The following is a 23,995-nucleotide window of genomic DNA, read 5'->3' as shown; positions in this document are numbered from 1 at the left end:
AAAAGCCCCGCCGAATGAGTTCGGCGGGGCTTTTTGTGTTTGAATTCAAGCGGTAAGCGCAACTGTGCTAGGCTACTTTCTCCGGCTGGCGTGGTGCAAAACGCTTCCCGAACAGGTAGTACACCGGTACACCCACAGCCACTAGGCCTAGGCCACGCAGGGCAAACTTGGAGTTCTCGGGGTCAGTGAGCAGAATGAAGCAGAAGGCCGAGGCCAGGATGACGTACAGCAGCGGGATAATGGGGTAGCCAAACGCACGGTAGGGCCGCGGCGCATCGGGGCGGGTGCGGCGCAGCACAAAAATGCCGATGATAGTGATGACGTAAAACAGAATCACGGAGAACATGACGTAGTTGAGCAGGTCGCCGTAGGAACCGGAGAGACAGAGCAGGCTGGCCCACGCGCACTGGGCCCACAGGGCCACGCCGGGCACGCCAGCTTTGTTAAGGCGGGCCATACCGGGGAAAAACAGGCCATCGGCGGCCATGGCGTAGTAGGCGCGCGCGCCGGAGAGCAGAATGCTATTGTCGGCGCTGAACGTGCTGATCATGATCAGGATAGCCATTACGTAGGCACCAACCTGGCCTAGAATGCTTTCCGCTACGGCTGTAGCTACCCGCTCATTGGTGGCATACATAATGCCGCGGCCCATGACGGTAGTTGCCTCGGGGTCGCCTTTCAGGGGCAATACCAGCAGGTACACAATGTTAATGAGGATGTAAAGCGCCGTCACGATGGCCGTGCCCAGGGCCATGCTCAGCACAATAGTGCGCTCGGGCTTCACAATTTCGTCGCCGGAGAAGCCAATGTTGTTCCAGGCATCGGAGCTGAACAGGGAGCCGGTCATGGCCAGGCCAATGGCCGTGATAAGCGCCGAGGTGCTCAGGGGGGTAGACTGGCCTAGCTTATCGAAGCTGGCCGCTTGCCACATGTCCTGGAAGTTTAGGCTCATAGCTTCCTGGTTGATGCCCAGTGCCAGACCACCCAAAATCAGCAGGCCCAATGCCACCAGTTTGGTGCTGCCGAAGATGTTGGAAATCAGCTTGCCGCTGCGCACACCCCGGGAGTTGATGTAGGTGAGCACCACCAGCAGCGCAATAGCCAGAAGCTGTACCGTGCTAAACTCAAACGAGCCCACACTAAACAGCACATTCTTTTCGCTGAACCACGGCAGCAAAACCCCCGTGAAACGGGCGAAGGCCACCGCTACGGCCGCAATTACGCCGGTCTGTATCACAAGGAACAGCGTCCAGCCGTAGAGAAACGCCACCAGCTTGTTGTAGGCCTCTCGCAGGTACACGTACTGGCCTCCTACCTTCGGAAACATAGAGGATAGCTCGCCGTAGCTCACGGCGCCAGCCAGCGTGATAAAGCCTGTAATCAGCCAAACTACCAGCAGCCAGCCCGCCGAACCGACTAGCTTGGCAATGCCCGCCGACACAATGAAGATACCGGAGCCAATCATGCTGCCGGTTACAATCATGACGGCGTCAAACAGCGTAATGGCCCGCTGGAAATGGCCTTGTTTTTCAGACATACAGGAAGAGTAGGGAGTGTTTCAGGGCCGGAAGATAGAAAAGAAAAGCCCTCTTAGGTGCAGCCAGCGCCTGTAGCCGGGCCGCCTACAGGCGAGTGGCCTAGCGGGACATACTCAGGGCGGGGCGCTGCCGTATAGATGCTGGCAGCCATGTATGCCTGCTAAACGCCACGAATCCCTATTTTTGCCCCCCGCACTTCCCGGAATCCTGCATGTCGCAACGAGTACTGGTGTTTCTGACAGGTCTGCTGCTGCTTACGGCACTGGGTTCCTACGTGTACTATCGCCACCGCGAGGCGCAGGTGCCCGTGGACCCGTGGGCGCTGGTACCCGACGATGCCGTGCTGGTAACGGCCACCCGCGACCATCCGACGCTAGTGCGTCACCTCAAGGAAACCCAGCTCTGGGACAACCTCACGGCGGTGCGCTATTTCCAGCAGGTAGAAGACAATCTGGCCCTGGCCGACAGCGTAGTCGGTGGCCGCGAGGTAGTATTGCGCTTTTTGGGCCGTAAGCGCGTGTTTACCTCAGTACACGTTACGGGGCCCGGCCAGTTCGATATTTTATTTCAGGTGCCCATCAGCAGCGTGCGCGAGTACCGGCTGATACGCAATCTGGTGGAAGGGCTGGGCCGCGACAAACGTTTCGAGGTCACAACCCGGGAGTTTCATGATCAGCAGCTCACCCAAGTGCGGCAGCGCAGTACCGGTGAAGGCCTCACGGTTCTGAATTACCGCAACCATCTGCTCATCAGTGCCAATCCGGCGCTGGTAGAAGCCGTAGCGCTGCGTCTGGAGCACCCCGGCCAGCCAACCGTAGCCGCCGACTTTCAGAGTACTGACTATTTCCGCCTGAAGGATGTAGATGCGACGCTGCTGCTCAACCAGCGCCGCTTACCGCAGCTGCTGAGCGTGTTCTTCCGCCAAGACCTGGGCGCCGACCTCGCCGAAATCACCAGCTTGGCCAAAAACGAGCTGGTGCAGATGAAGCTGGCCGGAAATAAAGTAGTATTTGATGGCTTCGCAAACGTAGAAACGGCCCGCAATGGCCTGCACCAGCGCTTGCGCGGGCAGCCCGCCCAACGCCTGAGCATGGCGGAAGTGGTGCCGATGAAAACGGCTCTGCTGGTTCATTTTGGCCTAGGCCAGGCTACCGCCCTGCGCGGCAAGGCGCCGGCCACTCCCGATACCCTGGCGGCTGCCACCGGGCCGCTTCTGGATAGCATAGCCACACTATTGCGGCAGGAAGTAGCACTTTGCTATCTCGGTACATCATCGGCGCGGCAGCGCCCCGGAAAGCTCGCCCTGGCCTGGTGCTCCGACCCAGCCCGGCTGAGCATCCTGCTAGGCCAGTTGCGGCGTGCCACGGGCACTTCGCCTTCGTTTGAGCGGGTGGGACCCTATCAGCAATATCAGATGCAGGTGCCGGAACTGCCGCACCGCTTGCTAGGGCCGCTGTTCCAGAATTTTCCGCAGCCGGTAGTGGCGCAGGTCGGTAACTACGTGGCGTTTGGCGAGAATGATGAAGTGGTACGCCAATGGCTGCAAAGTGTAGCCGCCGGCGAGGTCTGGAGTCGCTCCCCCACGCAGGTGGCCTTTCTGCAGGATACCCAGCCAATGGCCCGCCTGAGCATATTGCTGGATATGGGCAATGCCTGGAACGTGCTGCTGCGTGGCCTGGTGGAAGAGCGCCGGGCCGGCCTCCTGCGCAACGAGAGTCTGTTTAAGCGCTTCCCGCAGGTAGCCATGCAATGGGTGCCTGCTGCCAACGAGGCCGAGGCTGGCGCGCAATATTTCACGCACTTCGTGTTGCGCCACCCCGCCGAGGGGCCGGCCGTAGCGCGCCCGCAAAACCAGGATGGAACTGGCAGCTTACTAACCTTCAAAACGCCTCTGCAAACTTCGCCAACACTGGTAACGGTGGGGGGAGCCAAGCTACCCGGCGTATTGGTGCAGGACACCGCCCACGTCCTTCATTACATCACCCCCGATAACGTGGTAGCCTGGTCGGATACCTTGCCGGGGCCGTTAGTGGGCAGTCCGTACCGGATGCCAGGCGCCACGGGCTTCCTGGTGGCCAGTGCAACGCAGCTGTTTGGCTACAATAGCCAGGGAAAACCGCTGCCAAACTTCCCGTTCAACCTGCCCGATACCTTGCAGGCCACTTCTCTCACCGTATCGCCGCCGGGCGGAAACCAGCCGCAGCGCTTGTTGGTGGCTGGCAGTGGCAGCAATCTGTTTCTCTACAACACCCAGGGGCGGATTTTTACTGGCTGGCAGCCCCGGCAACTGGAGTTCCGGCTGGCCGCGCCCCCGCACTATCTCACCGTAAACGGCCTCGATGTAATTGTGGTGCTGCTGGAAAACGGCTACATCTACGCCTACAACCAAGCGGGTGGGGTGTACCCGGGCTTCCCGATAAGTGTGGGCGCCCGCATGCAGAGCAAAGCACTGGTAGAAACCGGCTCATCGTTGCGCCGCACCCGCCTGACGGTGGTTACGCAGCACGGCGAGCGAGTGAGCTTCAACCTGAGTGGCGACATTGTGGCAAGAGGCCGCATTGCTACCTGGAGCCGCAACTCTGTGTTTCATTTGGTGCCTGATCAGGAGCAGCGTACCTACGTGGTGGTGCGTGAGGAGGGAGGCCGCCTCGCGCTGTTTGATGCCACAGGCCGGCAGCTGCTCAGCCAGACTTTCATCACATCGGCCCCCAAACAGGTGCAGTATTTCAACTTTGGGGCTGGCCGGCAGGTATACGCCATTACGGAGCAGGGCCCTAGCAAAGCGTACCTCTACGATGCCAAGCTGCGCCTGCTAGGCGGTCAGCCCTTCGACAGCACGGTGCCGCAAATTGCACTCGACTACAACCTGCCCACGGCCACCTACCACCTGTTCCGAGTGGTAGGTTCTGAGCTGCGCCGCACCGATCTCAAGCTGGATTAAAAGGTGAGATAGTAAGATGGTGAAATGATGGGGTCGACGTGCGAGTGGCCTAGGCCTGTCACTGAGCGGCCTGGAGCTGTCATTGCGAGCATGTGGCGCATCAAGCCAGTGTCGAAGCATTCTTTCTTTCCAGTCGCGCCTACGGCTGGCTTGTTCAAAAGCCTTTACTACCACGTGGTAGTAAGGGCTTTGTAGTTTCGGCAGAAGTATTGCATACGACAAGGAAAAATTGCTTCGCTCCGCTCGCAATGACAGGCCGAGGCCACCTCATTCCTTCATCACCGATTCGTCAGCCAGCCTTTTCGGTAGAAATAAATCAGCTGAAACATGACGATAATGCCCAGAATGGCGAGCAGAACCGGGTAGCCCCAGGGGCTGTAGAGCTCCGGCATGTTCAGGTGGTTGATGCTGCCGTCGGGGGCTTCGCGCTGGAAGTTCATGCCGTAGAGGCCTACCACGAAGCTGAGCGGGATAAAGATGCTGCTGATGATGGTCAGCACTTTCATCACCTCGTTCATGCGGTTGCTCTGGTCCGACAGGAACAGATCCACGAGGCTGCTGACGGATTCGCGGTAGCTCTCGGCCAGGTCCATGGCCTGAATGGCGTGGTCGTAGCAGTCTTTAAAGTAGGTTTTGATTTCTTCGGGCACCACTTCCTCCGGCATCCGCAGAATCTCGGCAATCTTCTCCCGCTCCGGATACACGAGGCGCCGGAACCGCACAATGTCCTTCTTGATGTGCAGGATGCGGTTAAGCAGGCGCCGGTCGGAGCGGCCCAGGAAGATGCGCTCCTCCAGCTTCTCAATATAGTCGCCGATAGCGGCCATGGTAGGGTAGTAGTGGTCTAGCACTACGTCGGTGAGGGCGTAGGCCAGGTACAGGGGCTGGCGCCGCCGGATGGAGCTGCGGCCGGAGCGCAGGCGCTGCCGCACCGGGTCGAGGCAGTCCACGTAATCATCCTGAAACGTGAGCACGTAGTTGTCGCCGGTGAAAATGGAAAGCTGGTCGTCCTCGATATCGAGCAGGCGGGTGAATTCCGTCATGCGCGAGACCATGAACAAGCCGTGCTCTGTTTCTTCTACCTTGGCCCGTTGATAGTCGCCCAGCACGTCCTCCATCATCAGGGGGTGAATCTGGAAGTCCTCCTGCAGCAATTGCATCAGGGGCAGGTTGTTGTAGCCGCGCACATCAATCCAGTGCTTTATCTCGGGGTGGGCCCGGAAGTAGGCCAGCAGCACGGTATAATCGGCGTATTCCTTTTCCTGATAGAAGTTTTCGGCGTAGCTGATCAGAAACAGCCGGGGCGGCAGTGCATCTTCGCGGACCACCAGCGTGCCGGGCCGTTGCCCTACGGTTTGCTCATGGGCCTGACGGATGGCATCACGGTCGGCCAATAGCCCCGATTTCTCTGGTAAATCCTCCTCCGGCTCCGGCAAAACGGGCGGTGGAGAAGTGGCAGTCGAAGAAGACGAATCAGCAGTCATGAGCGAGGGAAAACGGGTCGTTGGGGCAGTTTACGGGTTTTACCGGAAAGTTTGTTGTCTCAGATGAAGGGCTCATGAACCCATAGGCCACTGCCTACTGGCCTACAGCACCTGATGTAAGCACCGCTTGCCGCTGACCTATAAGGGGAGCTTTGTTGGGTTCCTGCGAAAAGCAGGGGCCGAGCACTGGCGGCCGAATAAGGGCAATTTACAGCCGTTCGCGGCTATTTTCTCGTACTTTCGCCGTCCGCTAGTTCTTCGCGCCGTTTGCCCTTGGATTTCACCGCCGCCTCTTCTTCCGATTTGCTGCCTCTGCCTGTAGAGGAAGGCCGCTATGTGGTGCGATGCCTGCGCGGCCCGGAGGCGCTACCGGCCCAGCCCCTGGCCTACGACCCGTTTCTATACCTCACGCCGGCCCATCTGGCGCTGCAACAGGCCCCCGGCGAGCGGCTGCATTTTTACCTCGAAGACCTACGCCACCACCATACGGTAGGCCAGCTGCACATCTTCCTCAGCGAAGCCGGCGCAGTGGCCTACAGCCCCTGGCAGGCGCCCTTCGGGAGTGCCCAGCTGGCCCCCGGCCTGCCCGCCGATGTGGTAGCTTGCTTTCTAGACTTGGTAGAGGATCAGCTTGCGCTTCAGGGTGTGCAGCAGTTCCAGATTCGGAGCTACCCCTTCTGCTACGATGCTGCTGGCAGTGCCCTGCTCACGCAGGCCCTTACCCAGCAAGGTTTTAGCATCACCCAAACCGAGCTGAATAACCACCTGCCGTTGGACCAGGAGTTTGAAGCCCGCCTGCACCCCTCGGAGCGGCGGCGCTTGCGCAAGTGTGAGCGAAACGGCTTCCGGTTTGAGCAGGAGCCGCCCTTGCTGCTGCCCCTGGCCTACGAGTTTCTGAGCCGCTGCCGCCAGGAAAAGGGCCAGCACCTGTCGCTGCCGCTGGAGCGTTTGCAGGAGTTGTTTCGGCTGTTCCCAAATAACTACTTCCTGTTCTCGGTGCGCGACGCCGCCGGTGAGTGGGCTGCCCTCACGGTGGCTATTCGGGTGAACGAGCAGGTACTCTACAACTTCTACCCAGCCAGCCCCCTGGCCTACAATGCATTCAGCCCTGTTGTGATGCTCAATGCGGGCCTGCACGCTTTCGGAAAGGCCAGCGGCATGCAGTTGCTGGATCTGGGAACTTCCATGCTGCCCGAAGGTCCCAACTACTCGTTGCTGCAGTTCAAGCGCCACCTGGGCGGCGTGCTCAGCCTGAAGCTGACGTTTGAGAAATAGCGCCCGGCCATTCGGGGCCTCCACTGGCCTACGGAAAGATGCCGTTACTTTGCCCTGATGCAGCCTGATTCCACTTCCGCCATTCCGCAGCCCGAGCAACGGTCGGCGGTGCTGGGGCGCTTTTTGCGCGGGTCGCTGGGTTCCGGAGTGGCGGTGCTGGCGCGGGCCTCGGGAGCGTTGGTGCTCAATAAGCTGCTGGCCATTTACGGCGGCGCGGGCGGACTTACGCTGCTAGCTCACTTCCAGAACCTGATGGCCCTTTTCACCACGCTGCCTAATGATGGGGTGCACGTAGGCCTCGTGAAGTATCTGGCGCCGCTCCGGGCCGGCACCGGGCGCTACCGGGCATGGCTGGGCGCTGGCCTCGGCCTCAATGCGGCGGCGCTACTGCTGGGGTTTCTGGTGCTGGCAGTAGCCCCCGGCCGCTTGATTGGGGTGTTTGAGCCGACGCTGGGCTGGACATTGCTGTTTATGCTGGGCATCACGCTGCTCACGGGACACGCTTTTCTGGTGTCGGTGCTGCTGGCGGCGGGCCGGCTGCGCGCCTACGTGGTCCTGACGGTGCTGCTCAGTGGCCTGGGAGTGGGAGCGGTGGCGGCAGTACTGGCCTACGGGGGTACCATTGAGTCGGCGCTGCTGGCCTATCTGCTGGCCCAGGGAATTACGCTGCTGCCTACCCTGCTACTGGCCTATCGGGCCGGGTTGCTGCCTTCGCTCTCGGGGCCGCTGAGCCGGCCGGCCATGCGCGGGCTAAGCAGGTTTCTGTTGATGGCGCTGAGCGTGCTGCTGTTCGGAAAGAGCGTCGATTTTGCCATGCGCGAGGTGCTCATCCGGCAGCTAGGCCTCGCCCAAACTGACCTGTGGCAGGCCGTTGCCAAGCTCTCCGATAACTATACCATGGTTTTTTCGGCCGTGATGGGCAGCGTGTACTACCCGCGTTTGGCGGCCCTTATTGCCCAGCCTCAGCAGCGTCGCCAACTGCTGCGGGCGGTGCTGGCGCTGCTGGCGCCTGGGCTAGCGGTGGGCTTTGGTCTGCTCTGGCTGACACGCTCCTGGCTACTGCCGTTTTTGTTCGATCAGCACTTCTCGGCAGCAGGCCCGTTGCTGGCCCCGCAGCTGCTCGGCGACTGGGCCAAGTTCCTCACCTGGACACTGCTGTTCCTGCTTACGGTGCGCGCCCGAGTAGGACGCTACGTAGCGGTGCAGGCCGGATCGGCGGTGCTATATACTGCGTTGCTAGGCTTGTTGCTGCCTCGCTTCGGGCTGCTGGGCGCCCCGATGGCTCATGCTGTGCGCTATGGTTTGCTGCTGCCCGGCTGCCTGTGGTACTTCCGGAAAGAGCTGATTTGATAGTGATAATTATTTGTATATATTCTTTATATATTGATGGTTAAAACGCTGATTTGTAATTAAGTAAAAATAAAAAATCAGATATCGTAAGAAGTGCTTAACTCATCTGCTGACTCTTTGCCTGGTAGGCCTGTATCTTGCTCTGCTATGTCCCACGCTGAGTTGCCGCTCGTCACTATCGTAGCCCTGTGCTACAACCACGCCCGCTTCCTTCGTCAGGCCCTCGATTCCATTGTGCACCAGACGTACCCCAACCTGGAGGTGCTGCTGGTAGACGATGCCAGCACCGACAAAAGCGCCACCATACTGCGCCAATATGCCGCCGAGCACCCCGGATGGCGCCTGCTGCTGATGCCCGAAAACGTAGGCAACTGCAGGGCCTTCAATCAGGCCCTGCACCAATCATCAGGAGAATTTCTGGTCGATTTTGCCACCGATGATGTGCTGCTGCCCCACCGTATTGCCCACCATGTAGCGGCCTTCCACCGAGCCGGTCCTGCCTGTGGTATGGTGTATTCTGATGCGGAGCTGATTGATGAAGAAGGCCATCTGGTGCGCCGCCATTTCCGCCGCGATGCCCAAGGGCTACACCCGCGCCCCGCCTCGGGCTGGGTGTTTGCCGATGTGCTGGCCCGCTACTTCATCAGCACGCCTACTATGACCATGCGACGCGCCACCCTGGAACAACTCGGCGGCTACGATGAAGCCCTGGCCTACGAGGACTTCGACTTCTGGGTGCGCGCCGCCCGCGACTGGCAGTTCTATTTCCTTGACGAAGTAACCACCCAGAAACGGCTGCACCCCCAGTCGATGTCGCGCAAAGGGTACCGCCCAAATGACCCGTACCTGGCCTCAACCATCCGGGTTTGCCGCAAAGCGCAGGCCCTCTGCCGTAATGACGAAGAGCGTGCCGCCCTGGCCATTCGGGTGCGCTGGGAGCTGCGCCAGGCCGTGCGCTGGCGCAACTTCCCCGAAGCCCGTGACTTATTCCGCCTGCTGCAGGAGCTAGGCCACGTCCGCACCCTTGACTGGATGCTGGGACAAGTGGTGAAGTGGTGAGTTTGACGTTCTAGTTGCGCCACCTGCGCGGTCTAGGCCAGTAAAACGTCAAACTCACCACTTTACCATTTCACCTCATACAATGACACCTTGCCATCCTCCGCCACCAGGCGGCGTTGCGGGTACCAGCTCAGCACCGAATCGGGGGAGTAGCGGATGAGTTTGCGCGTGAGTTCGTCGTTGGTGAGCGTGCTGCGGTTGAGTAGGAGCCAGGCGTGCTGGCCCGGTTGGAGCTGCACAGAGTCGCGGGCCCAATAGCGGCGGTACTGCAGGCCCGGTGGCACCCGGAAACCGTAGTAGAAATCGTAATTGCTGATCAAATAGTCATCAACCAACACCACGCCCTGCGCGGGCGCCTGTAGGTGCTTTCGTATCACCCGATCCTGCGCGAAGTGGGATGATACCGATGGCTTCAGCATAAAATACGCCGGCCGGATGGCGAGAAAGCCCGCCAGCACCCCCAGCGTAAGCAACGCGAGTTGGCTGGTACCGGGTTTCAACAACGTAAGCCGATGGGGCCAGTGCTGGGCTAGGGCCATGGCGCCAAAAAACAGGCCTAGGCCACCATACAGCACCGAAAGGCTATTGTGCAACCAGCCCGCGCACAGCAGCAACGCCAGCGCCAGCCAGTATAGTCCTTTGCCGGTGCGCAGCAAGTAGCGCAGGCCAAACCCCGCCGCCAGCGCCAGCGGCGGCAGGAGCGGAGTCGTCATGCGGGGCAGCAGCGTGATGGGGTTGTACTGGCTCAGGGAAGTGCTGCCCACCCAGTAAAACAGCAGCGTGCTACAACCCAGCGCCAGCCAGAAGCGCTTATCAGAATCCTTTTCGGTGGGCTGAAACAACGCCGCTCCGACCAGCAATAGCAGTACCCCCAGGCCCGAACCCACGAAGAAAGCCAACGGCTGCCACGTGATGCGCCCGATGAGGGCGGCCCGGTTTCCCAGCAGGAAGTTGCCTTCCTTCAGATATTCATTCGTGTGCTCAATCAGGTGTAGTCGGTACAGCGCATCGTTGGTATAAATATGATAGAAAGCGAAGTACGCAGTCAGAAGAGCCGCCCCAGTGCCAATAGCTGCCGCCCAAAACCGTAGGTGCTGGCGCTGCCATGCGTCGCGAGTAAGCACCGCCAGGTAGAGGGGCAGGTAATACACAATCGTCTCTTTACTCAACAGGGCCGCGAAGCTCAACCCCGCAAATGCCACTCCCCACGCCAGCTCTCGTGCCCCAGCGCGGCGCCCTGATAGCAGGGCTGCCGCACCCGCCAGGCACCAGAACATCAGGATGTTATCGGGATAGAGGTAATTGGTAAGGTTCAGGGTGAAGTAGTGCAGGCCCAGGAGCAGCATGGCGGCGGCGGCTACCACGGGCTCGCGCCGCCGGTATAGCCGCCAGAAAAGCACAGAGCACCCCAGCGTGGCTAGCAGGGGCCAGAGCGTGGTGCTGATGATATTGATGCCCAGCAGCTGGTAGCAGAGTGCAACCGGCCCAAAAATCAGGGGGCGCTCTTTCAGGGGGTCGTGGAGGAGGCCTAGCGGATCGGGCTCTACCCGGAACGTGCCGCTGAGTAGCTGCTGAGCGTAGCGGGAATAGAAATAATCGTCGAGTGCATACAGGCCCTCGTGTGTCAGGAAAAAATAAGCAACGGTAAACAGCGCAACGAACAGTAGAGTCGCGTCGGCTAATCGGCGTGAATTCATGGGCGCAAAGCTACGCAGCCGCGGTATGCGGGAGGCTGTATCTTGCGCCCATGATTCTGCGCCGCTGTGTCTTGCTGTTGTTGCCCTTGTTGTTGCTATTGGCCAGTGGCCTAGGCCTGGGGTGCTTCAGCGAAACCAACGACGACCTCACAATGGTGTCGTTGCTGCGGGGCCTTTCGGCGGCCGCGCCGGTAGCAGATTTGCATCTGTATTTCCATGGCTATGCGGCAGTTTGGAGCCGCCTCTACACCTCATTTCCTGCGGTGCCCTGGTATGCTCTCACATTATATGGCCTGCTCTACACGGCTACAGTGCTGGTTTTCTGTGTGCTGGAAAAGCTGCTGCGCGGCAACGTGCCGGTGTGGCAGCAGCTGGCCCTTGGGCTACTCTTCTTTGCGGTAGCCTGGCTGGAGCACGGCTTCTGGTTTAATTATGTGCGGGTGCCATTGCTGCTGGCAGGCACAGGCGTGCTGTTTGCCGCCCAGCGGGCCCCTGCGCGCTGGGCACTGCTGGTGGGGGTGGTAGCATTTAGCCTAGCGTGGTTGATCAGGCCGAGCGTAGCGGGGCTGGGGTTGCTGGCGGCGGCGCCGGGCGCTTGGTGGCTGGGCGGACGCCGGGCGCTGCCCATCCTGGGCAGTGGCCTAGGCTTGGCAATTGTGGGCGCAGTAGTGCTTCAACTAACCTGGGGCCCAATGGCCAGCACGTACCGGCGGCTCGATGTTCTCAAGTCCAACCTCAACGACTACCAGCACTACCATCCCACACCCCGCACCGCCCCCGATAGTCTGGCTCTGGCAGAAGCCCGCCACTGGATGCTGGCCGATTCTACCCTCATCAACGAGGCTATGTTTCAGCGCGTGATGCCCTTGCGGCTGCCCGTTTTTCTAGCCGAAACAGCCCCTGCGAAGCTCCTGGCTGTGCTCCAGCAACTAGCCCGCGACTATTTTCCTCTGCTGCTGGCGCTGGCCGTAGTGGCCTACCAAGTAGCGCGGGTACGGCCCCGGCAGCAGTGGGTATTCTGGCTCGTGCAGCTAGGGTTCGTAGGCCTGTTGCTAAGTTTGGGCGTGGGCCTGAAACTTCCGCCCCGGCTGGCGCTGCCGCTCCTGGATGTGTGGTTGCTGGCCGGGCTGGCTTTTCTAGCGCGCCTGCCCGCGCCTGCCCTAGGCCACTCCATTAAGCTGCTGCTGATTGTGCTGGCCTTGGCCGCTGTGCCCTACGCTCTCAAAACGGCGCACAGAAGGGAAGTACTAGTACAGGAACAACACGCCAACAACAGCAAACGCCAACTTATTATCAGCCACTCTGGTACAGCGAAGGTGGTGGTGACGGATGCCTTGGAGGAAACCTATAAGTCTGTTTCCTCCTTCTCCGATCCGGTTTTTCCTAAGTCCGTGCGCTTGCTTTCCCTGATGGGGTGGCCTACCCTGGACCCGTCGCAGGGGCGCTGGCGCCAGCAGCTGACGGGCACGCGCGATTTTACGGAGGCCATGCGTCGGCTGGCCACGCGCCCCGATGTGGCGTGGGTACTCACGCCGGAAGGAGCCCGATTACTAAATCGTCATTTCTCTTTGCGCCGGCAGCAAGGGGAGCAAGCTGTTTGTTGGCAGCCTTCAGAAGGTGCTATTCAGGCATCTCAGCCGTTCCAATTGTATGTAGCAGAGGTGAATTAATGGTAAAAGCCAAAATTTTATAAGGGGTGTAAAGGACTTATTTGGTGCAATAAGGAGTACTGAATACATACATTTGAGCCAGTTTCGTTTTCTCCCTTTCCGCCTCTGCCATGATTGCAACCGTCGCCTCCCGTGGGGAAGTACTACAGCACCTCGAATCTTTTCTGAAGGAAAACATGAGTTCCTTCCTGAAAAGTGTGGAGGATAGCTGGCAGCCTTCCGATTTTCTGCCCGATTCCAGCAAGGATAACTTCTTTGATGAAGTAAAGCTGCTGCGCGAACGTGCGCAAGGCCTCAACTACGATCTGCTGGCAGTGCTTATCGGCGACACGATTACCGAGGAAGCGCTGCCTAACTATGAAGCCTGGTTTCATCAGCTGGATGATCTGAAACGCGAGCACAACAACGGTTGGGGGCAATGGATCCGGGGCTGGACGGCGGAGGAAAACCGCCACGGCGACCTGCTCAACCGCTACCTCTACCTCTGCGGCCGCGTAAATATGCGCGAGTTTGAGGCCAGCACGCAGTTCCTCATTTCCGATGGCTTCGACTTGGGCACTGCCCACGACCCTTACAAGGCGTTTGTGTACACCAGCTACCAGGAGATGGCCACGAACATCTCGCACCGCCGCGTAGGCCAGTTGGCCCGCACAGCCGGCGACGACCAGCTTTCCCGCATCTGCGGCATGATTGCCGGCGACGAAAACCGCCACGCCCGCGTGTACAAAACCTTTGTGGAGAAGATTTTCGAAGTAGATCCATCCGAAATGATGCTGGCCTTCGAGGACATGATGCGCAAGAAAATTGTGATGCCCGCCCACTACATGCGGGAGTTAGGCATCGAGATGGGCAAAACCTTCGGCCACTTCACCGATGCGGCCCAGCGCCTTGGCGTGTACACCAGCCAGGATTACACCGATATTCTCGAAACGCTTCTGAAAGACTGGAAGATTGAGCAGATGACGGGTCTCAACAGCTCGGCCGAGAAAGCACGCGAGTACGTAATGGCCCTGCCCGGCCGCTTACGCCGCGTGGCCGACCGCATGGCGGTGCCCAAGCTGGAGTACAAATTCAAATGGATTGACGAGGTTCGCTAGGCCACTAGTCCTGTTCCCGAAGCAATAAAAAAGCCCCTGCAACGCTGTGTTGCAGGGGCTTTTCTTTAAAGCGAAGTGCTGTTAATTAGGGGCGAGGTGCGTCCATCGACTGACCCATAACCAGCTTACCGCTAGCATCAAGCGTGTACTCTACCGAGCGGCTAGACGACGAAGCGGGGGTAGTGCCATCGGCAGCAGCAGTGGTAGACGAAACCGGGAACGTGCGCACCAGTTTGTTGCCGCTGATCTGGTAGGTATCCTGGCCGCTGTAGCCCGTGCCAGCCGTGCCGCTTGGGTTGCCGGGAGCCGTAATAGGCGTATAGCCCCGCTCGCCAAACTCATAAGCGTACAGGCTTGTGTTGGCTTTTTTGCTGTCAGTGAAGATATAGAGCTCAGGCTTACCGTTGCCGTTCAGGTCGCCGGACATCACGTTGGTAACAGCCCCCGTGATATCGAGACGCAGAGGATCAATGGTCTGAGCCGTACCACGGTAGGAGCGTACGCTAGCTACCCGCTGATCCTGCGAACCATACGTTTTCACCGTGAAGCGGTAGTTGCCCTGGGTTATCTCGCGGTCGAAGCTAACATCGGAGGCCTCAACGGTTGGCGTGCTGGTAACCGAAGAATCGGAGTTCTCGCTGGCAACAGGCCGGGCAGAGTCGCAGCTGGTTAAGGCTGCAAACACGCCGGAAGCGAGCAAGATGAGGGAAAATGAAGAAGTGCGCATAAGAAAAAAAGTTAGGAAAGGCCAAAATCCAGTCAGCACGTGCTGCCCAGATCTATAGTCTAGGGAGAGACTGAAACGTGTAAACGTAAGGAGAGAAATTGAGTTGTATTTTTCCTGTTACCTATTGATTAATAGATGTATGAAGGTAGATAAATATACTAATAAATAGCGCCAAAATCAAGTAAATACTTGTTTAAAGCAGGTTTTGCAAAGTGCTACAGGAGTTTTAGCTGAAGGCTGTACGAAGCCAATTTTGATTGCTTAAGCTCGACAATTGCACGGATACAACTAGGTCCAGGGCAGTAACCGACTGGCTGTCAAACCCTGAACGCTGTACGCAGCCGCTTCAGCTTGCCCTGCCTACAGGCCTACGAGCGCGTGGGGCTTTGCTCGAAACCGGCTTGCCGGAAACCCTGGCTTGGGCTCTGCAGGGTATAGCGCACCGTACGCTGACCGCCCGAGGGGCAGCAGTTCGCATCGGCAGGTGCATAAATAGGGAAGGTGCGCCACACTTCATGGCCTACTACCCGGAACGTATCGTGGCCTTGGTAGCCCTTGCTGGCGGGGCCCACTAGCTCTGGCAAAGGAGGCAGCCGCTGAAGCAGGTTTCCTAAGAGTGAAAATCCATATACCTGCCCATAGGAACCGCTGCCGGCACCTTGCACAAAAACTATTAGTTCGGCGGGAGCGGAGCCGCTGGCCGGCGGGATAAGGGCGGCATCCTGTACTTCGCCATCTAATGTGTCGCGGAGGCTAGCCAAGGGCTGGCCGTTTTGTGTGGCCCCAACGCTAAGCAGCCGCATGCTGCCTTCGCCGGTTGTACGCACCTGATACAGGGTGGCACCTTGGGTAAAAGTGCGCCGGAAACTAGTAACGGTATCCACTCCGCTGGCCTCGGAGCGCAGGGTGCCCGAAGCTGGAGGAGTAGATACCGTTTCGCGGGTGGTATCGCAGCTGGTAAAAAGCAAGGCAGCTGCAGTGGCCAGGCCAAAGGAGGAGAGCAGGGGCTTCATGGAAGGGAGAAAAGAGCGTCCTCCGTATACGTAGCCCGCTGGTCTGCCGTTAGGGCTGAATTTTAACGCCCTTCCAGAAAGCAACTCGCCCTTCAATTTGCTTGGCAGCATCTTTCGGCTCGGGGTAGTACCAGGCTGCATCTTTGTTCAGCTCGCCGTTTACGCGCAAAGAGTAATAGCTGGCGCGGCCCTTCCAGGGGCAGGTAGTCTGGGCAATGCTGTCTTCAAAGTATTCCTTTTTGATAGCATCGGCCGGGAAATAGTGGTTATTTTCGACTACGACGGTGTCGTTGCTTTCGGCCACTACAGTGTCATTCCAAATAGCTTTCATGGTACAGGTGAGTTGTTAAGGGGAGGTTGGAGCCAGAAAACTACGGGCCCTTTGTAGGCAAGTTGGGTGGCCTACAAAGGCTGGCCGGCGTAATCCTGTGGTGCAAAACGAACATTGCTGACCACGTAGTTGTTCTGAAAGCTCACTCCCCCTCTTATGGCATCAGGTTTTCGTTTCCGGGATTATGTGCCCGAGGAGTCTACCGACAAAGGTTTTGACTCCCTTTTCAAGATATTCATGCAGCTCATCACCATCACCGCCGGTGATGTAGGTGAGACGCTTTCCTGGCTCAATGAGCTGGATAAACAGTATGGCCTCACCGACGACGGCTACGGCATGGGCGACTTCATTGAGGACCTCAAAAAGAAGGGCTACATCGATGAAGACCCGCAGGAAAAGGGCGCCTTCAACATCACGGCCAAGAGCGAGCAGAACATTCGCAAAAGCGCGCTGGAAGAAATTTTCGGCAAGCTGAAGAAGTCGGGGCAGGGCAACCACCGCACCCCCCACACCGGCCAGGGCGATGAGCAAAGCACCGACATGCGCGAATTTAGGTTTGGTGATTCGCTGGATCAGATTTCCATGACGGAATCTATCCGGAATGCCCAGCTCAACCACGGCCTTGGCACGGGCGAGTTTATGCTGACTGAAGGCGACCTGGAAGTGCGCGAGAACGAGCACAAGTCGCAGACCAGCACGGTGCTGATGATCGACATCTCGCACTCCATGATTCTGTACGGCGAAGACCGCATTACGCCCGCCAAGAAGGTAGCCATGGCCCTGGCCGAACTGGTGAAGCAGAAGTATCCCAAAGATTTCCTCGACGTCATCGTGTTCGGCAATGATGCCTGGCAGATTGAGGTAAAGGAACTGCCCTACCTGCAGGTAGGCCCGTACCACACCAATACGGTAGCTGGCCTGGAGCTGGCTCTGGATCTGCTGCGCAAGCGCAAAACGCCCAACAAGCAGATTTTCATGATTACTGATGGCAAGCCTACCTGCCTAAAAGAAGGCAACGGCTACTACAAAAACTCCTTTGGCCTCGACCGGAAAGTGGTTAACAAAACCCTGAACCTGGCCGCCGCCGCGCGCCGCCTCAAGGTGCCCATCACCACCTTCATGATTGCCTCGGACCCATATCTGCAGCAGTTTGTGGAGGAGTTCACGGAGGTGAACCAGGGCAAGGCCTACTATAGCAGCCTGAAGGGCCTAGGCCACCTCATCTTCGAGGACTACAAGCGCAACCGTCGCAAATCTGTATAGTGCCTTTGCAAGAAACCCACCCGCCAGCTAGGCAGGTGGGTTTTTTCTGGGTATTGCGTGCAGCTTCTACCTGCTGGCTATTGCGCCTTTATCCTCGGGGGTGGCGTTCTTGATTTTCGGGACAGATTGCAGATACGCATAGATGGCGTGTACTTCTTGGTCAGTGAGCTGCGAGTATTTGGGCATGGGAGGAGCCAGCGTGCCTTGGGGCGTGATACCAAAACGCAGGCTTTGAGCGAATTGCGCCTCTGTCCAGTTGCCAATGCCGGTTTCTGGCTCGAACGTGATATTGCGCGAAAGCACCTGCTGACCCTGCATGTTCAGCAGGGCATTGCCGCCGCCTAAGTAGCCCTCCGATTTCTCGGGCTCCATGGGGTTATTCGTTTTGAAGTCTTTGGAGTGGCAGTCGTAGCATTTGTAGCGGCCCACCACCAGATAACGCCCGTAGGCCAGTGCATCGGTGGGTTCAGGGGCAACCACTTTAGCCGTGGGCATAGGCGTTGGTTTCATCACGGTGTTGGAGAGAGCCTTGAGCATGAAGGACGGCTCCTGCTCATGAGTGGGCGTAGCGTCAGGCTGCACCATTGGGTTATTGGAGCGCAGAAACGCAATAATGCTGTGCACATCCTCATCCGACATCTGCACGAAGCTGGGCATGATCACGCGGTAGCGGCCATCTTTCCCGATGCCGGTTCGCAGCAGCGTCACCAGCTCGGCATCCGTCCAGCGGCCAATGCCATGTTGCGGGTCCTGGGTGATATTAGCCGAATAGATAGTGCCGAACTCCGGCGGCAAATCGCGCATCTTCTGGCCCGATAAGGACCTGGTTTGTTGGTTGAGGTGGCAGTCGGCACAGGAGGCCATTACCAGCTTCTGACCCTGGTCGGTGAGGGCTGGAGTAGCAGCTACCTGCACGGCGGGCGCCTTCGGAACCGCATAATGTGGAATGCCACGGTTTTGCACCCACAGCGCAAAGCCACCTACGGCCAGCAAAAGCACCACCACCACAACAGCTAGGATACGCAAGGCCTTCTCCATGATTAATTCAGGAAAAATGTGTGATAATTAAATATAATAAAAACTGATTATTTAAGGTGGTCTTCTGACACATCAACTTCTTCTCATCTAGCATATGGCCTTTTCCGTAGGCCATACAAGGCTGGCCTGAACCTCTGCCGTACTTCGGCGGTTAACAGTGCCGGGGCCTAACTCCCCTTTCTAACTCCCGATGAAACAAGAATCTATTCGTACGCTGGGCCAACTGCGGGCCAGTGGGTACCAGCCGCGTTCTGTAAAGCAGGAGCTGCGCGATAATCTGATAACTAAGCTCCAAAGCAAGGAAGAAGTATTTCCCGGCATCTTTGGCTACGAGGAAACCGTCATTCCGGAACTCCAGCGCGCTATTCTGGCGGGCCACCACATCAACCTGCTAGGCCTGCGCGGCCAGGCCAAAACCCGGATTGCCCGCCTCTTGGTAGGCCTCCTAGACGAGTACGTGCCCGTAGTGGCCGGCTCCGAGCTGAACGACGACCCTTTGCAGCCGCTGTCGGTATTTGCCAAAAACCTCATTGCGGAGAAAGGCGACGAAACGCCCGTACAATGGCTGCACCGCGATGAGCGCTACACCGAAAAGCTCGCCACGCCCGACGTATCGGTAGCTGACCTCATCGGCGATGCTGACCCCATCAAGGCCGCTACGCTGAAGCTGCCATATTCCGATGAGCGCGTTATTCACTTCGGCCTGATCCCGAGGGCACACCGCGGCATTTTCGTGATAAACGAGCTGCCCGATTTGCAAGCCCGTATTCAGGTATCGCTGTTCAACATTCTGCAGGAAGGCGACATCCAGATTCGGGGCTTCAAGGTGCGGTTGCCGCTGGATATCCAGTTTGTGTTCACGGCCAACCCCGAGGACTACACCAACCGGGGTTCTATCGTGACGCCGCTGAAGGACCGCATCGACGCCCAGATCATCACGCACTATCCTAAGTCGATTGAAATCGGCAAGCGCATCACCAAGCAGGAAGCGCGCATCAAGGAAGCGCAGAAAGGCATGGTGACTACCAACGAAATCATGCACGATTTGGTGGAGCAGGTGGCCGTAGAGGCGCGTGGCTCCGAGTTCGTGGATGCCAAATCGGGTGTATCGGCCCGTCTGACTATCTCGGCTTTCGAGCAAGTGGTGGCTGGGGCTGAGCGCCGGGCGCTCATCAATGGCGAGAAGAAAACCTACGTGCGTGTCGCCGACTTCATCTCGGCGGTACCTGCCGTAACAGGCAAGGTAGAGCTGGTGTATGAAGGCGAGCAGGAGGGAGCGGGCATTGTGGCCGAGAAGCTTATGGGCAAAGCCATCCGGACGCTGTTTCTGAATTACTTCCCCGACCCTGATAAGGCCAAGAAGCTGAAAGGCCGCCCCTCGCCCTACAAAACGGTGCAGGAGTGGTTTGGCACTGGCCACACCGTGGACATTCTGCACGACGCCTCCAGCAAGGACTACCGCGCCGCCCTCGATCAGGTACCTGGCCTACGCGACATCGTGAAGGAGCTGCACCCCAACGAGGACGCGGAAACCACCTATTTCCTGATGGAATTCCTGCTGCACGGCCTCTCTGAGTACAGCCTGATTTCCAGAAATCGCCTCACCGCCGGCGCGCAGTTCAAGGATCTGCTCTCTTCCATGTTCACCATGCCCAGCTTCGGCGAGGATGATGACGAGGACGAAGACGAGAAGCCCCAGCGCGGCCGCCGCCGCTAGGCCACTCAGAATAACACCCTAAGCTGTCATTCCGAGCGTAGTGAGGAATCTGGATTAGCTTCTTATGCGTAATCCAGATCCTTAACTGAGTTCAGAGTAACACAAAAAAGCCCCGCGTACCAATTGGTGCGCGGGGCTTTTTGTGTTATGCTAACGGACTGGCCTAGGCCTGCTCGCTCACTACAATCTTTTGGATTTCGTCGTTGGCTTTGATCTGGTCGATGATGTCCAGGCCTTCTACCACTTTACCAAATACGGTGTGGTTGCGGTCGAGGTGGGCGGTGTTCTGGCGGTCGTGCACGATGAAGAACTGCGAGCCACCCGTGTTACGGCCGGCGTGGGCCATGCTCAGGGCGCCGCGCTCGTGGTACTGATGGTCGCCGGTTAGCTCGCAGTCGATTTTGTAGCCGGGGCCACCCGTGCCGGGCGTGCCTTTGGCACCATCGCGCGAGTTGGGGCAGCCACCCTGAATCACAAAATTCGGGATAACGCGGTGAAACTTCAGGCCGTCGTAGAAGCCTTTTTTGGCCAGATCAGTGAAGTTTTTTACGGTGTTCGGAGCGTCCTGCTCGTAGAACTCCACTTTCATTACACCCTTGTTGGTGTGGATTTCGGCAGTTTTCATGGATGGGGAAATAAATGGTTGTTGCGTTTATACGCAAGCGCGGCTGCGCTGGCGGAAAGCGGCCGCAAAGGTAGCCAAAATGCCAAGGGCTAAACATCCAAGGCTATATAGAGTTTCGTAAGCATCTGTTGAGTTTCTGTTCCGCATCGGGCAGGCCTCGCACTGTTCTCATCTTACTACCAAACCCTGTTCCTGCTTCTTATGAAGAAGACCCTGCGTACCACCACGCTCGCCCTGCTAGCAGTTGGCACTTTGTCCTTAGGCCTCACCAGCTGCGGCGACAACAAAACCGCCGAAACAACTACCACTGCCACCGAAACGGACATGACCACCACCACGGTCGACTCAGCGGCCATGATGACGGACTCGGCCCGGATGGCCAAGCCTGAAGGTGTAATGGTAGATGGCGTGGCCATGACTCCCGACAAGAACATTGTGCAGAATGCGGTGCAGGCCAAAAGCGTATCGACGCTGGTGAAAGCTGTACAGGCTGCTGGTTTGGCTGAAACGCTGAGCGGCACGGGTCCCTTCACCGTTTTCGCGCCCACCAACGAGGCCTTCGACAAACTGCCAAAAGGTGCCCTCGATGGCCTGCTGAAGCCTGAAAGCAAAGACAAGCTGAAAGGTGTGCTGACGTACCACGTAGTAGCGGGTCGCTTGCTGGCGCAAGACCTCAAAGACGGCCAGGAGCTGACTACCGTAAACGGCGAGAAAATTAAAGTCTCGGTGAAAGACGGCAAAGTGATGATCAATAACGCCAACGTGGCTATTGCCGACGTAATCTCCAGCAATGGTGTCACGCACGTAATCGACAACGTACTGCTGCCAAGCGGCAAGTAACCCCTTTAGATTTCCTGATTGGTTGAAAATGCCCGGCTGCTTCAGTCGGGCTTTTTTGCGTTTGGGGGCAGTAAGTAAAATTGTGGTATCCTCAAAAAAAGCCTGGCATCCTGAGCTGGCGAAGGCTCTTATCACGTCAGCCCGAGGCGCTAGGCCAGTCGGTCACGCGTGGTAAGATCCTTTGCTAGCTCAGGATGCCAGGCTTTTTTGAATTCAGTTTGTGTGCTTCCTATGCTTGCTGACTGGCCTAGAGGCCAGCATTTTCGGCTGCTCGTTCAGCAAACCCGGCCCAGTCTACCTGTTCCTGCTTGGCAACGGTGGTGGAAAGGTTGTCGTGGATGATGTTGGCAAACGGCATAGGTGCTACCTGCGCGCGCGACTCATCCAGCACGAGGCGCAGGTCTTTGCGGATGATGGCAGGCGCGGCGCCGACCGGGTGGTAATGGCGCTCGGCAATCAGCTTGCCGTAGCTCTTATAAATGGGCGTATTGAAGATGGTGCTGGTGAAAAATTCGTACACCTGCTTGCGCTCTAGGCCACTCTTCTGGGCCAGTGTGAATGCTTCGGCCATGGCCTCGATAGCCGCGCCTAGTAAGAAGTTTCCGCAGAGCTTTACAGTGTTAGCCGCGCCGGCATCATCACCAAAATCGTGCGTGCCTTGGCCTACGGCATCCAGCAAGGGCCGAAGCTTCTCGCGCGCCTCGGCCGTTGCGCCTGCCGAGGCTAGCCACAGGTTGCCGGCGGCGGCCACATCGGGCTTACCGAATACCGGCGTGGCAATGAGGTGAGTGCCGTGTTGGGCATGTGCCTCGGCCAGGCGGCGGTTGGTGGCGGGGGCCACCGTGCTGCAGGAAGCATGAATAGCGCCGGGTTTTAGGGCGGGGAGCAGGCCCTCAGCGCCAGTGCAGATTTCCTCCAGGGCCGCATCATCGGTCACCATCGAGAAAACGAAATCGGCACCTTGTACTGCTTCGGCGGGTGTATGGGCTACGGTGGCGCCAAGCTTTTGCAGCGGCTCGGCCTTGCTGGCAGTGCGGTTATAAACGGTAAGCTGGTGTCCGGCTTTTAGCAGATTGGTGGCCATAGCCAAGCCCATGCTGCCGAGGCCCAGAAAGGCAACGGAATGCGACATTTGAGGTGAACTAATGAGGTGGTGAAATAGTGGGTTGGACTATGCTGCCATACCTGGGGCCCTGTAAGCTCCCTTGTTGTTGGGAAGCACAGCCCAAAAGGACTTCCTAGCATACGTGCTTTAGCAAAAAGGGAGTAAAGCGAGACTGCCACGCCGTGTAGGCCACTCGTTTAAGCTGCGCAGTCAGAACGGCAGGCTCACCACCTCAGCGTATCACTATTACCGCCGGTTGTCGTCGCCTTGTAGCATGCTCACGTAGCTGTCGTAGCGGGGCAGGGCAATTTTGCCGTTGTCTACAGCTTCGCGCACGGCGCAACCAGGCTCGTGGGTGTGCTGGCAATTGTGGTAGCGGCATTGGTTGAGTAAGGCGCGCATTTCGGGGAAATAGTGCGCCAGCTCGCCCGGCTTCACATCTACCAGGCCTAGCTCCTTAATGCCGGGCGTATCAATCAGATAAGTGCCGGGGCGCACTTCCAGCATCTCGGCGAAGGTGGTAGTATGCACGCCTTTATCAGAAAACTGACTGATTTCAGCGGTTTTCAGGTCGAGGTCGGGTACCAGTGCATTGATAAGGGTGCTCTTGCCCACGCCCGAATGGCCCGAAAGCAACGTCACTTTTCCATCCAGCAGCGCATCGATATCCGCTACGCCTTCGCCTGTCTGAGCCGAGCTTCGCACGCTGGGATAACCGATGCGCAGGTACATCTTGGCAATCTGCTCCTGATAATCGGTCAGGTCCTCGTCGTAGAGGTCGGTTTTGTTGAAGATGAGCGTGACGGGAATATGATAGGCCTCTGCCGTCACCAGAAACCGGTCAATAAACCCAAACGACGTAGCCGGCGAAGCCAGTGTCACGACCAGCATGGCTACGTCGAGATTGGCGGCCACAATGTGGGCGTGCTCGCTCTTGTGCACCGAGCGGCGGATGATGTAGTTGCGGCGGGGCTCGATGTGATGAATTACGCCGGCGCCTTCGGTTTGCTCTTCTACTGTGAAGTCCACCTGGTCGCCAACGGCCAGCGGATTGCTCACTTTCAGACCTTTGTTCTTGAATTTGCCCCGCAGTCGGCAGCGGTGCAGCTGCCCGTTTCCTAACTCGCGCACCACGTACCAGGAGCCGGTAGATTTAACAACAATACCTGTCATGAGGGAAGTGGTGAAATGGTGAAGTGGTGAGATGGGGCGCTAGTGAATGGGT

General features: G+C 58.2%; 19 protein-coding genes. 9 read left to right on the top strand and 10 right to left on the bottom strand.

From position 1 onward, the window contains the following. Positions 1 to 67: 67 nt before the first annotated feature. Complete coding sequence (locus CFT68_RS05340; RefSeq protein WP_088842366.1) at positions 68 to 1,537, bottom strand: APC family permease; 1,470 nt, start codon at positions 1,535 to 1,537, stop codon at positions 68 to 70. 212 nt (positions 1,538 to 1,749) lie between these two features. On the opposite strand from CFT68_RS05340, the gene CFT68_RS05335 reads away from it, so the two are divergent. Then, positions 1,750 to 4,479: a hypothetical protein gene (locus tag CFT68_RS05335; protein ID WP_088842365.1), complete on the top strand. Its 2,730-nt coding sequence runs from the start codon at positions 1,750 to 1,752 to the stop codon at positions 4,477 to 4,479. Between the two features lie 278 nt (positions 4,480 to 4,757). Here the strand turns inward: CFT68_RS05335 and corA are convergent, their stop codons facing one another. After that, the gene (gene corA, locus CFT68_RS05330; RefSeq protein WP_088842364.1) at positions 4,758 to 5,963 is read right to left on the bottom strand and encodes a magnesium/cobalt transporter CorA; all 1,206 of its coding nucleotides are present in this window, start codon (positions 5,961 to 5,963) and stop codon (positions 4,758 to 4,760) included. A gap of 267 nt (positions 5,964 to 6,230) precedes the next feature. Here corA and CFT68_RS05325 point away from each other — a divergent pair, with 267 nt between their 5' ends. The 3 genes from CFT68_RS05325 to CFT68_RS05315 all read left to right on the top strand — a co-directional run bounded on the left by CFT68_RS05325 (position 6,231) and on the right by CFT68_RS05315 (position 9,647). Next, positions 6,231 to 7,238: a GNAT family N-acetyltransferase gene (locus tag CFT68_RS05325; protein ID WP_088842363.1), complete on the top strand. Its 1,008-nt coding sequence runs from the start codon at positions 6,231 to 6,233 to the stop codon at positions 7,236 to 7,238. 57 nt (positions 7,239 to 7,295) lie between these two features. Beyond that, entirely contained in the window at positions 7,296 to 8,588 is a 1,293-nt protein-coding gene (locus CFT68_RS05320; protein ID WP_088842362.1) for an MATE family efflux transporter, read from the top strand. Positions 8,589 to 8,735: 147 nt separating this feature from the next. Then, positions 8,736 to 9,647, top strand: a complete 912-nt coding sequence (locus CFT68_RS05315) for a glycosyltransferase family 2 protein (RefSeq protein ID WP_088842361.1) — start codon at positions 8,736 to 8,738, stop codon at positions 9,645 to 9,647. 62 nt (positions 9,648 to 9,709) lie between these two features. Here the strand turns inward: CFT68_RS05315 and CFT68_RS05310 are convergent, their stop codons facing one another. Beyond that, complete coding sequence (locus CFT68_RS05310; protein ID WP_088842360.1) at positions 9,710 to 11,344, bottom strand: ArnT family glycosyltransferase; 1,635 nt, start codon at positions 11,342 to 11,344, stop codon at positions 9,710 to 9,712. A 50-nt stretch (positions 11,345 to 11,394) separates the two neighbouring features. Between CFT68_RS05310 and CFT68_RS05305 the strand changes: the two genes are divergently transcribed. Together CFT68_RS05305 and CFT68_RS05300 are read left to right on the top strand one after the other, a co-directional pair. Next, on the top strand, positions 11,395 to 13,014 hold the full coding sequence (locus CFT68_RS05305; protein ID WP_088842359.1) for a hypothetical protein: 1,620 nt from the start codon (positions 11,395 to 11,397) through the stop codon (positions 13,012 to 13,014). A gap of 110 nt (positions 13,015 to 13,124) precedes the next feature. Further along, positions 13,125 to 14,111, top strand: coding sequence for an acyl-ACP desaturase (locus CFT68_RS05300; RefSeq protein WP_088842358.1), 987 nt, complete (start codon positions 13,125 to 13,127; stop codon positions 14,109 to 14,111). 85 nt (positions 14,112 to 14,196) lie between these two features. Here the strand turns inward: CFT68_RS05300 and CFT68_RS05295 are convergent, their stop codons facing one another. The 3 genes from CFT68_RS05295 to CFT68_RS05285 form a co-directional block, all read right to left on the bottom strand. Next, positions 14,197 to 14,838 carry a hypothetical protein gene (locus CFT68_RS05295; protein WP_088842357.1) on the bottom strand — a complete coding sequence of 214 codons (642 nt, stop codon included), beginning with the start codon at positions 14,836 to 14,838 and terminating at the stop codon, positions 14,197 to 14,199. A 368-nt stretch (positions 14,839 to 15,206) separates the two neighbouring features. After that, entirely contained in the window at positions 15,207 to 15,851 is a 645-nt protein-coding gene (locus tag CFT68_RS05290) for a hypothetical protein (RefSeq protein ID WP_088842356.1), read from the bottom strand. Between the two features lie 49 nt (positions 15,852 to 15,900). Next, positions 15,901 to 16,182: a DUF427 domain-containing protein gene (locus tag CFT68_RS05285; protein ID WP_088842355.1), complete on the bottom strand. Its 282-nt coding sequence runs from the start codon at positions 16,180 to 16,182 to the stop codon at positions 15,901 to 15,903. A 156-nt stretch (positions 16,183 to 16,338) separates the two neighbouring features. Between CFT68_RS05285 and CFT68_RS05280 the strand changes: the two genes are divergently transcribed. Further along, on the top strand, positions 16,339 to 17,445 hold the full coding sequence (locus CFT68_RS05280; protein ID WP_088842354.1) for a vWA domain-containing protein: 1,107 nt from the start codon (positions 16,339 to 16,341) through the stop codon (positions 17,443 to 17,445). Positions 17,446 to 17,511: 66 nt separating this feature from the next. Here CFT68_RS05280 and CFT68_RS05275 read toward each other — a convergent pair whose 3' ends face one another. Then, on the bottom strand, positions 17,512 to 18,483 hold the full coding sequence (locus tag CFT68_RS05275; protein ID WP_088842353.1) for a c-type cytochrome: 972 nt from the start codon (positions 18,481 to 18,483) through the stop codon (positions 17,512 to 17,514). 190 nt (positions 18,484 to 18,673) lie between these two features. Between CFT68_RS05275 and CFT68_RS05270 the strand changes: the two genes are divergently transcribed. Beyond that, positions 18,674 to 20,200, top strand: a complete 1,527-nt coding sequence (locus tag CFT68_RS05270) for a sigma 54-interacting transcriptional regulator (RefSeq protein ID WP_088842352.1) — start codon at positions 18,674 to 18,676, stop codon at positions 20,198 to 20,200. 163 nt (positions 20,201 to 20,363) lie between these two features. Here the strand turns inward: CFT68_RS05270 and CFT68_RS05265 are convergent, their stop codons facing one another. Next, positions 20,364 to 20,825 (bottom strand): peptidylprolyl isomerase, encoded by a 462-nt coding sequence (locus tag CFT68_RS05265; RefSeq protein WP_088842351.1) that lies wholly within the window; start codon positions 20,823 to 20,825, stop codon positions 20,364 to 20,366. Positions 20,826 to 21,026: 201 nt separating this feature from the next. On the opposite strand from CFT68_RS05265, the gene CFT68_RS05260 reads away from it, so the two are divergent. Next, a complete protein-coding gene (locus CFT68_RS05260) occupies positions 21,027 to 21,665 on the top strand; it encodes a fasciclin domain-containing protein (protein WP_088842350.1) in 639 nt (212 codons plus the stop codon). Between the two features lie 247 nt (positions 21,666 to 21,912). Here CFT68_RS05260 and CFT68_RS05255 read toward each other — a convergent pair whose 3' ends face one another. Together CFT68_RS05255 and rsgA are read right to left on the bottom strand one after the other, a co-directional pair. Then, the gene (locus CFT68_RS05255; RefSeq protein ID WP_088842349.1) at positions 21,913 to 22,797 is read right to left on the bottom strand and encodes an NAD(P)-dependent oxidoreductase; all 885 of its coding nucleotides are present in this window, start codon (positions 22,795 to 22,797) and stop codon (positions 21,913 to 21,915) included. A 219-nt stretch (positions 22,798 to 23,016) separates the two neighbouring features. Further along, on the bottom strand, positions 23,017 to 23,943 hold the full coding sequence (gene rsgA / locus CFT68_RS05250) for a ribosome small subunit-dependent GTPase A (protein ID WP_088842348.1): 927 nt from the start codon (positions 23,941 to 23,943) through the stop codon (positions 23,017 to 23,019). Positions 23,944 to 23,995: the final 52 nt, after the last annotated feature.

Origin of the sequence: Hymenobacter gelipurpurascens, assembly GCF_900187375.1 — a bacterium.
Classification (GTDB): domain Bacteria; phylum Bacteroidota; class Bacteroidia; order Cytophagales; family Hymenobacteraceae; genus Hymenobacter; species Hymenobacter gelipurpurascens.
Note: the sequence above shows the minus strand (reverse complement) of the source record. Positions and strands in the feature narration are given on the sequence as shown.

Coding starts and splice junctions, on each gene's coding strand:
- CFT68_RS05340 (WP_088842366.1), bottom strand. CDS start 1,537: ATGTCTGAAAAACAAGGCCATTTCCAGCGGGCCATTACGCTGTTTGAC.
- CFT68_RS05335 (WP_088842365.1), top strand. CDS start 1,750: ATGTCGCAACGAGTACTGGTGTTTCTGACAGGTCTGCTGCTGCTTACG.
- corA (WP_088842364.1), bottom strand. CDS start 5,963: ATGACTGCTGATTCGTCTTCTTCGACTGCCACTTCTCCACCGCCCGTT.
- CFT68_RS05320 (WP_088842362.1), top strand. CDS start 7,296: ATGCAGCCTGATTCCACTTCCGCCATTCCGCAGCCCGAGCAACGGTCG.
- CFT68_RS05315 (WP_088842361.1), top strand. CDS start 8,736: ATGTCCCACGCTGAGTTGCCGCTCGTCACTATCGTAGCCCTGTGCTAC.
- CFT68_RS05310 (WP_088842360.1), bottom strand. CDS start 11,344: ATGAATTCACGCCGATTAGCCGACGCGACTCTACTGTTCGTTGCGCTG.
- CFT68_RS05305 (WP_088842359.1), top strand. CDS start 11,395: ATGATTCTGCGCCGCTGTGTCTTGCTGTTGTTGCCCTTGTTGTTGCTA.
- CFT68_RS05300 (WP_088842358.1), top strand. CDS start 13,125: ATGATTGCAACCGTCGCCTCCCGTGGGGAAGTACTACAGCACCTCGAA.
- CFT68_RS05295 (WP_088842357.1), bottom strand. CDS start 14,838: ATGCGCACTTCTTCATTTTCCCTCATCTTGCTCGCTTCCGGCGTGTTT.
- CFT68_RS05290 (WP_088842356.1), bottom strand. CDS start 15,851: ATGAAGCCCCTGCTCTCCTCCTTTGGCCTGGCCACTGCAGCTGCCTTG.
- CFT68_RS05285 (WP_088842355.1), bottom strand. CDS start 16,182: ATGAAAGCTATTTGGAATGACACTGTAGTGGCCGAAAGCAACGACACC.
- CFT68_RS05280 (WP_088842354.1), top strand. CDS start 16,339: ATGGCATCAGGTTTTCGTTTCCGGGATTATGTGCCCGAGGAGTCTACC.
- CFT68_RS05275 (WP_088842353.1), bottom strand. CDS start 18,483: ATGGAGAAGGCCTTGCGTATCCTAGCTGTTGTGGTGGTGGTGCTTTTG.
- CFT68_RS05270 (WP_088842352.1), top strand. CDS start 18,674: ATGAAACAAGAATCTATTCGTACGCTGGGCCAACTGCGGGCCAGTGGG.
- CFT68_RS05265 (WP_088842351.1), bottom strand. CDS start 20,825: ATGAAAACTGCCGAAATCCACACCAACAAGGGTGTAATGAAAGTGGAG.
- CFT68_RS05260 (WP_088842350.1), top strand. CDS start 21,027: ATGAAGAAGACCCTGCGTACCACCACGCTCGCCCTGCTAGCAGTTGGC.
- CFT68_RS05255 (WP_088842349.1), bottom strand. CDS start 22,797: ATGTCGCATTCCGTTGCCTTTCTGGGCCTCGGCAGCATGGGCTTGGCT.
- rsgA (WP_088842348.1), bottom strand. CDS start 23,943: ATGACAGGTATTGTTGTTAAATCTACCGGCTCCTGGTACGTGGTGCGC.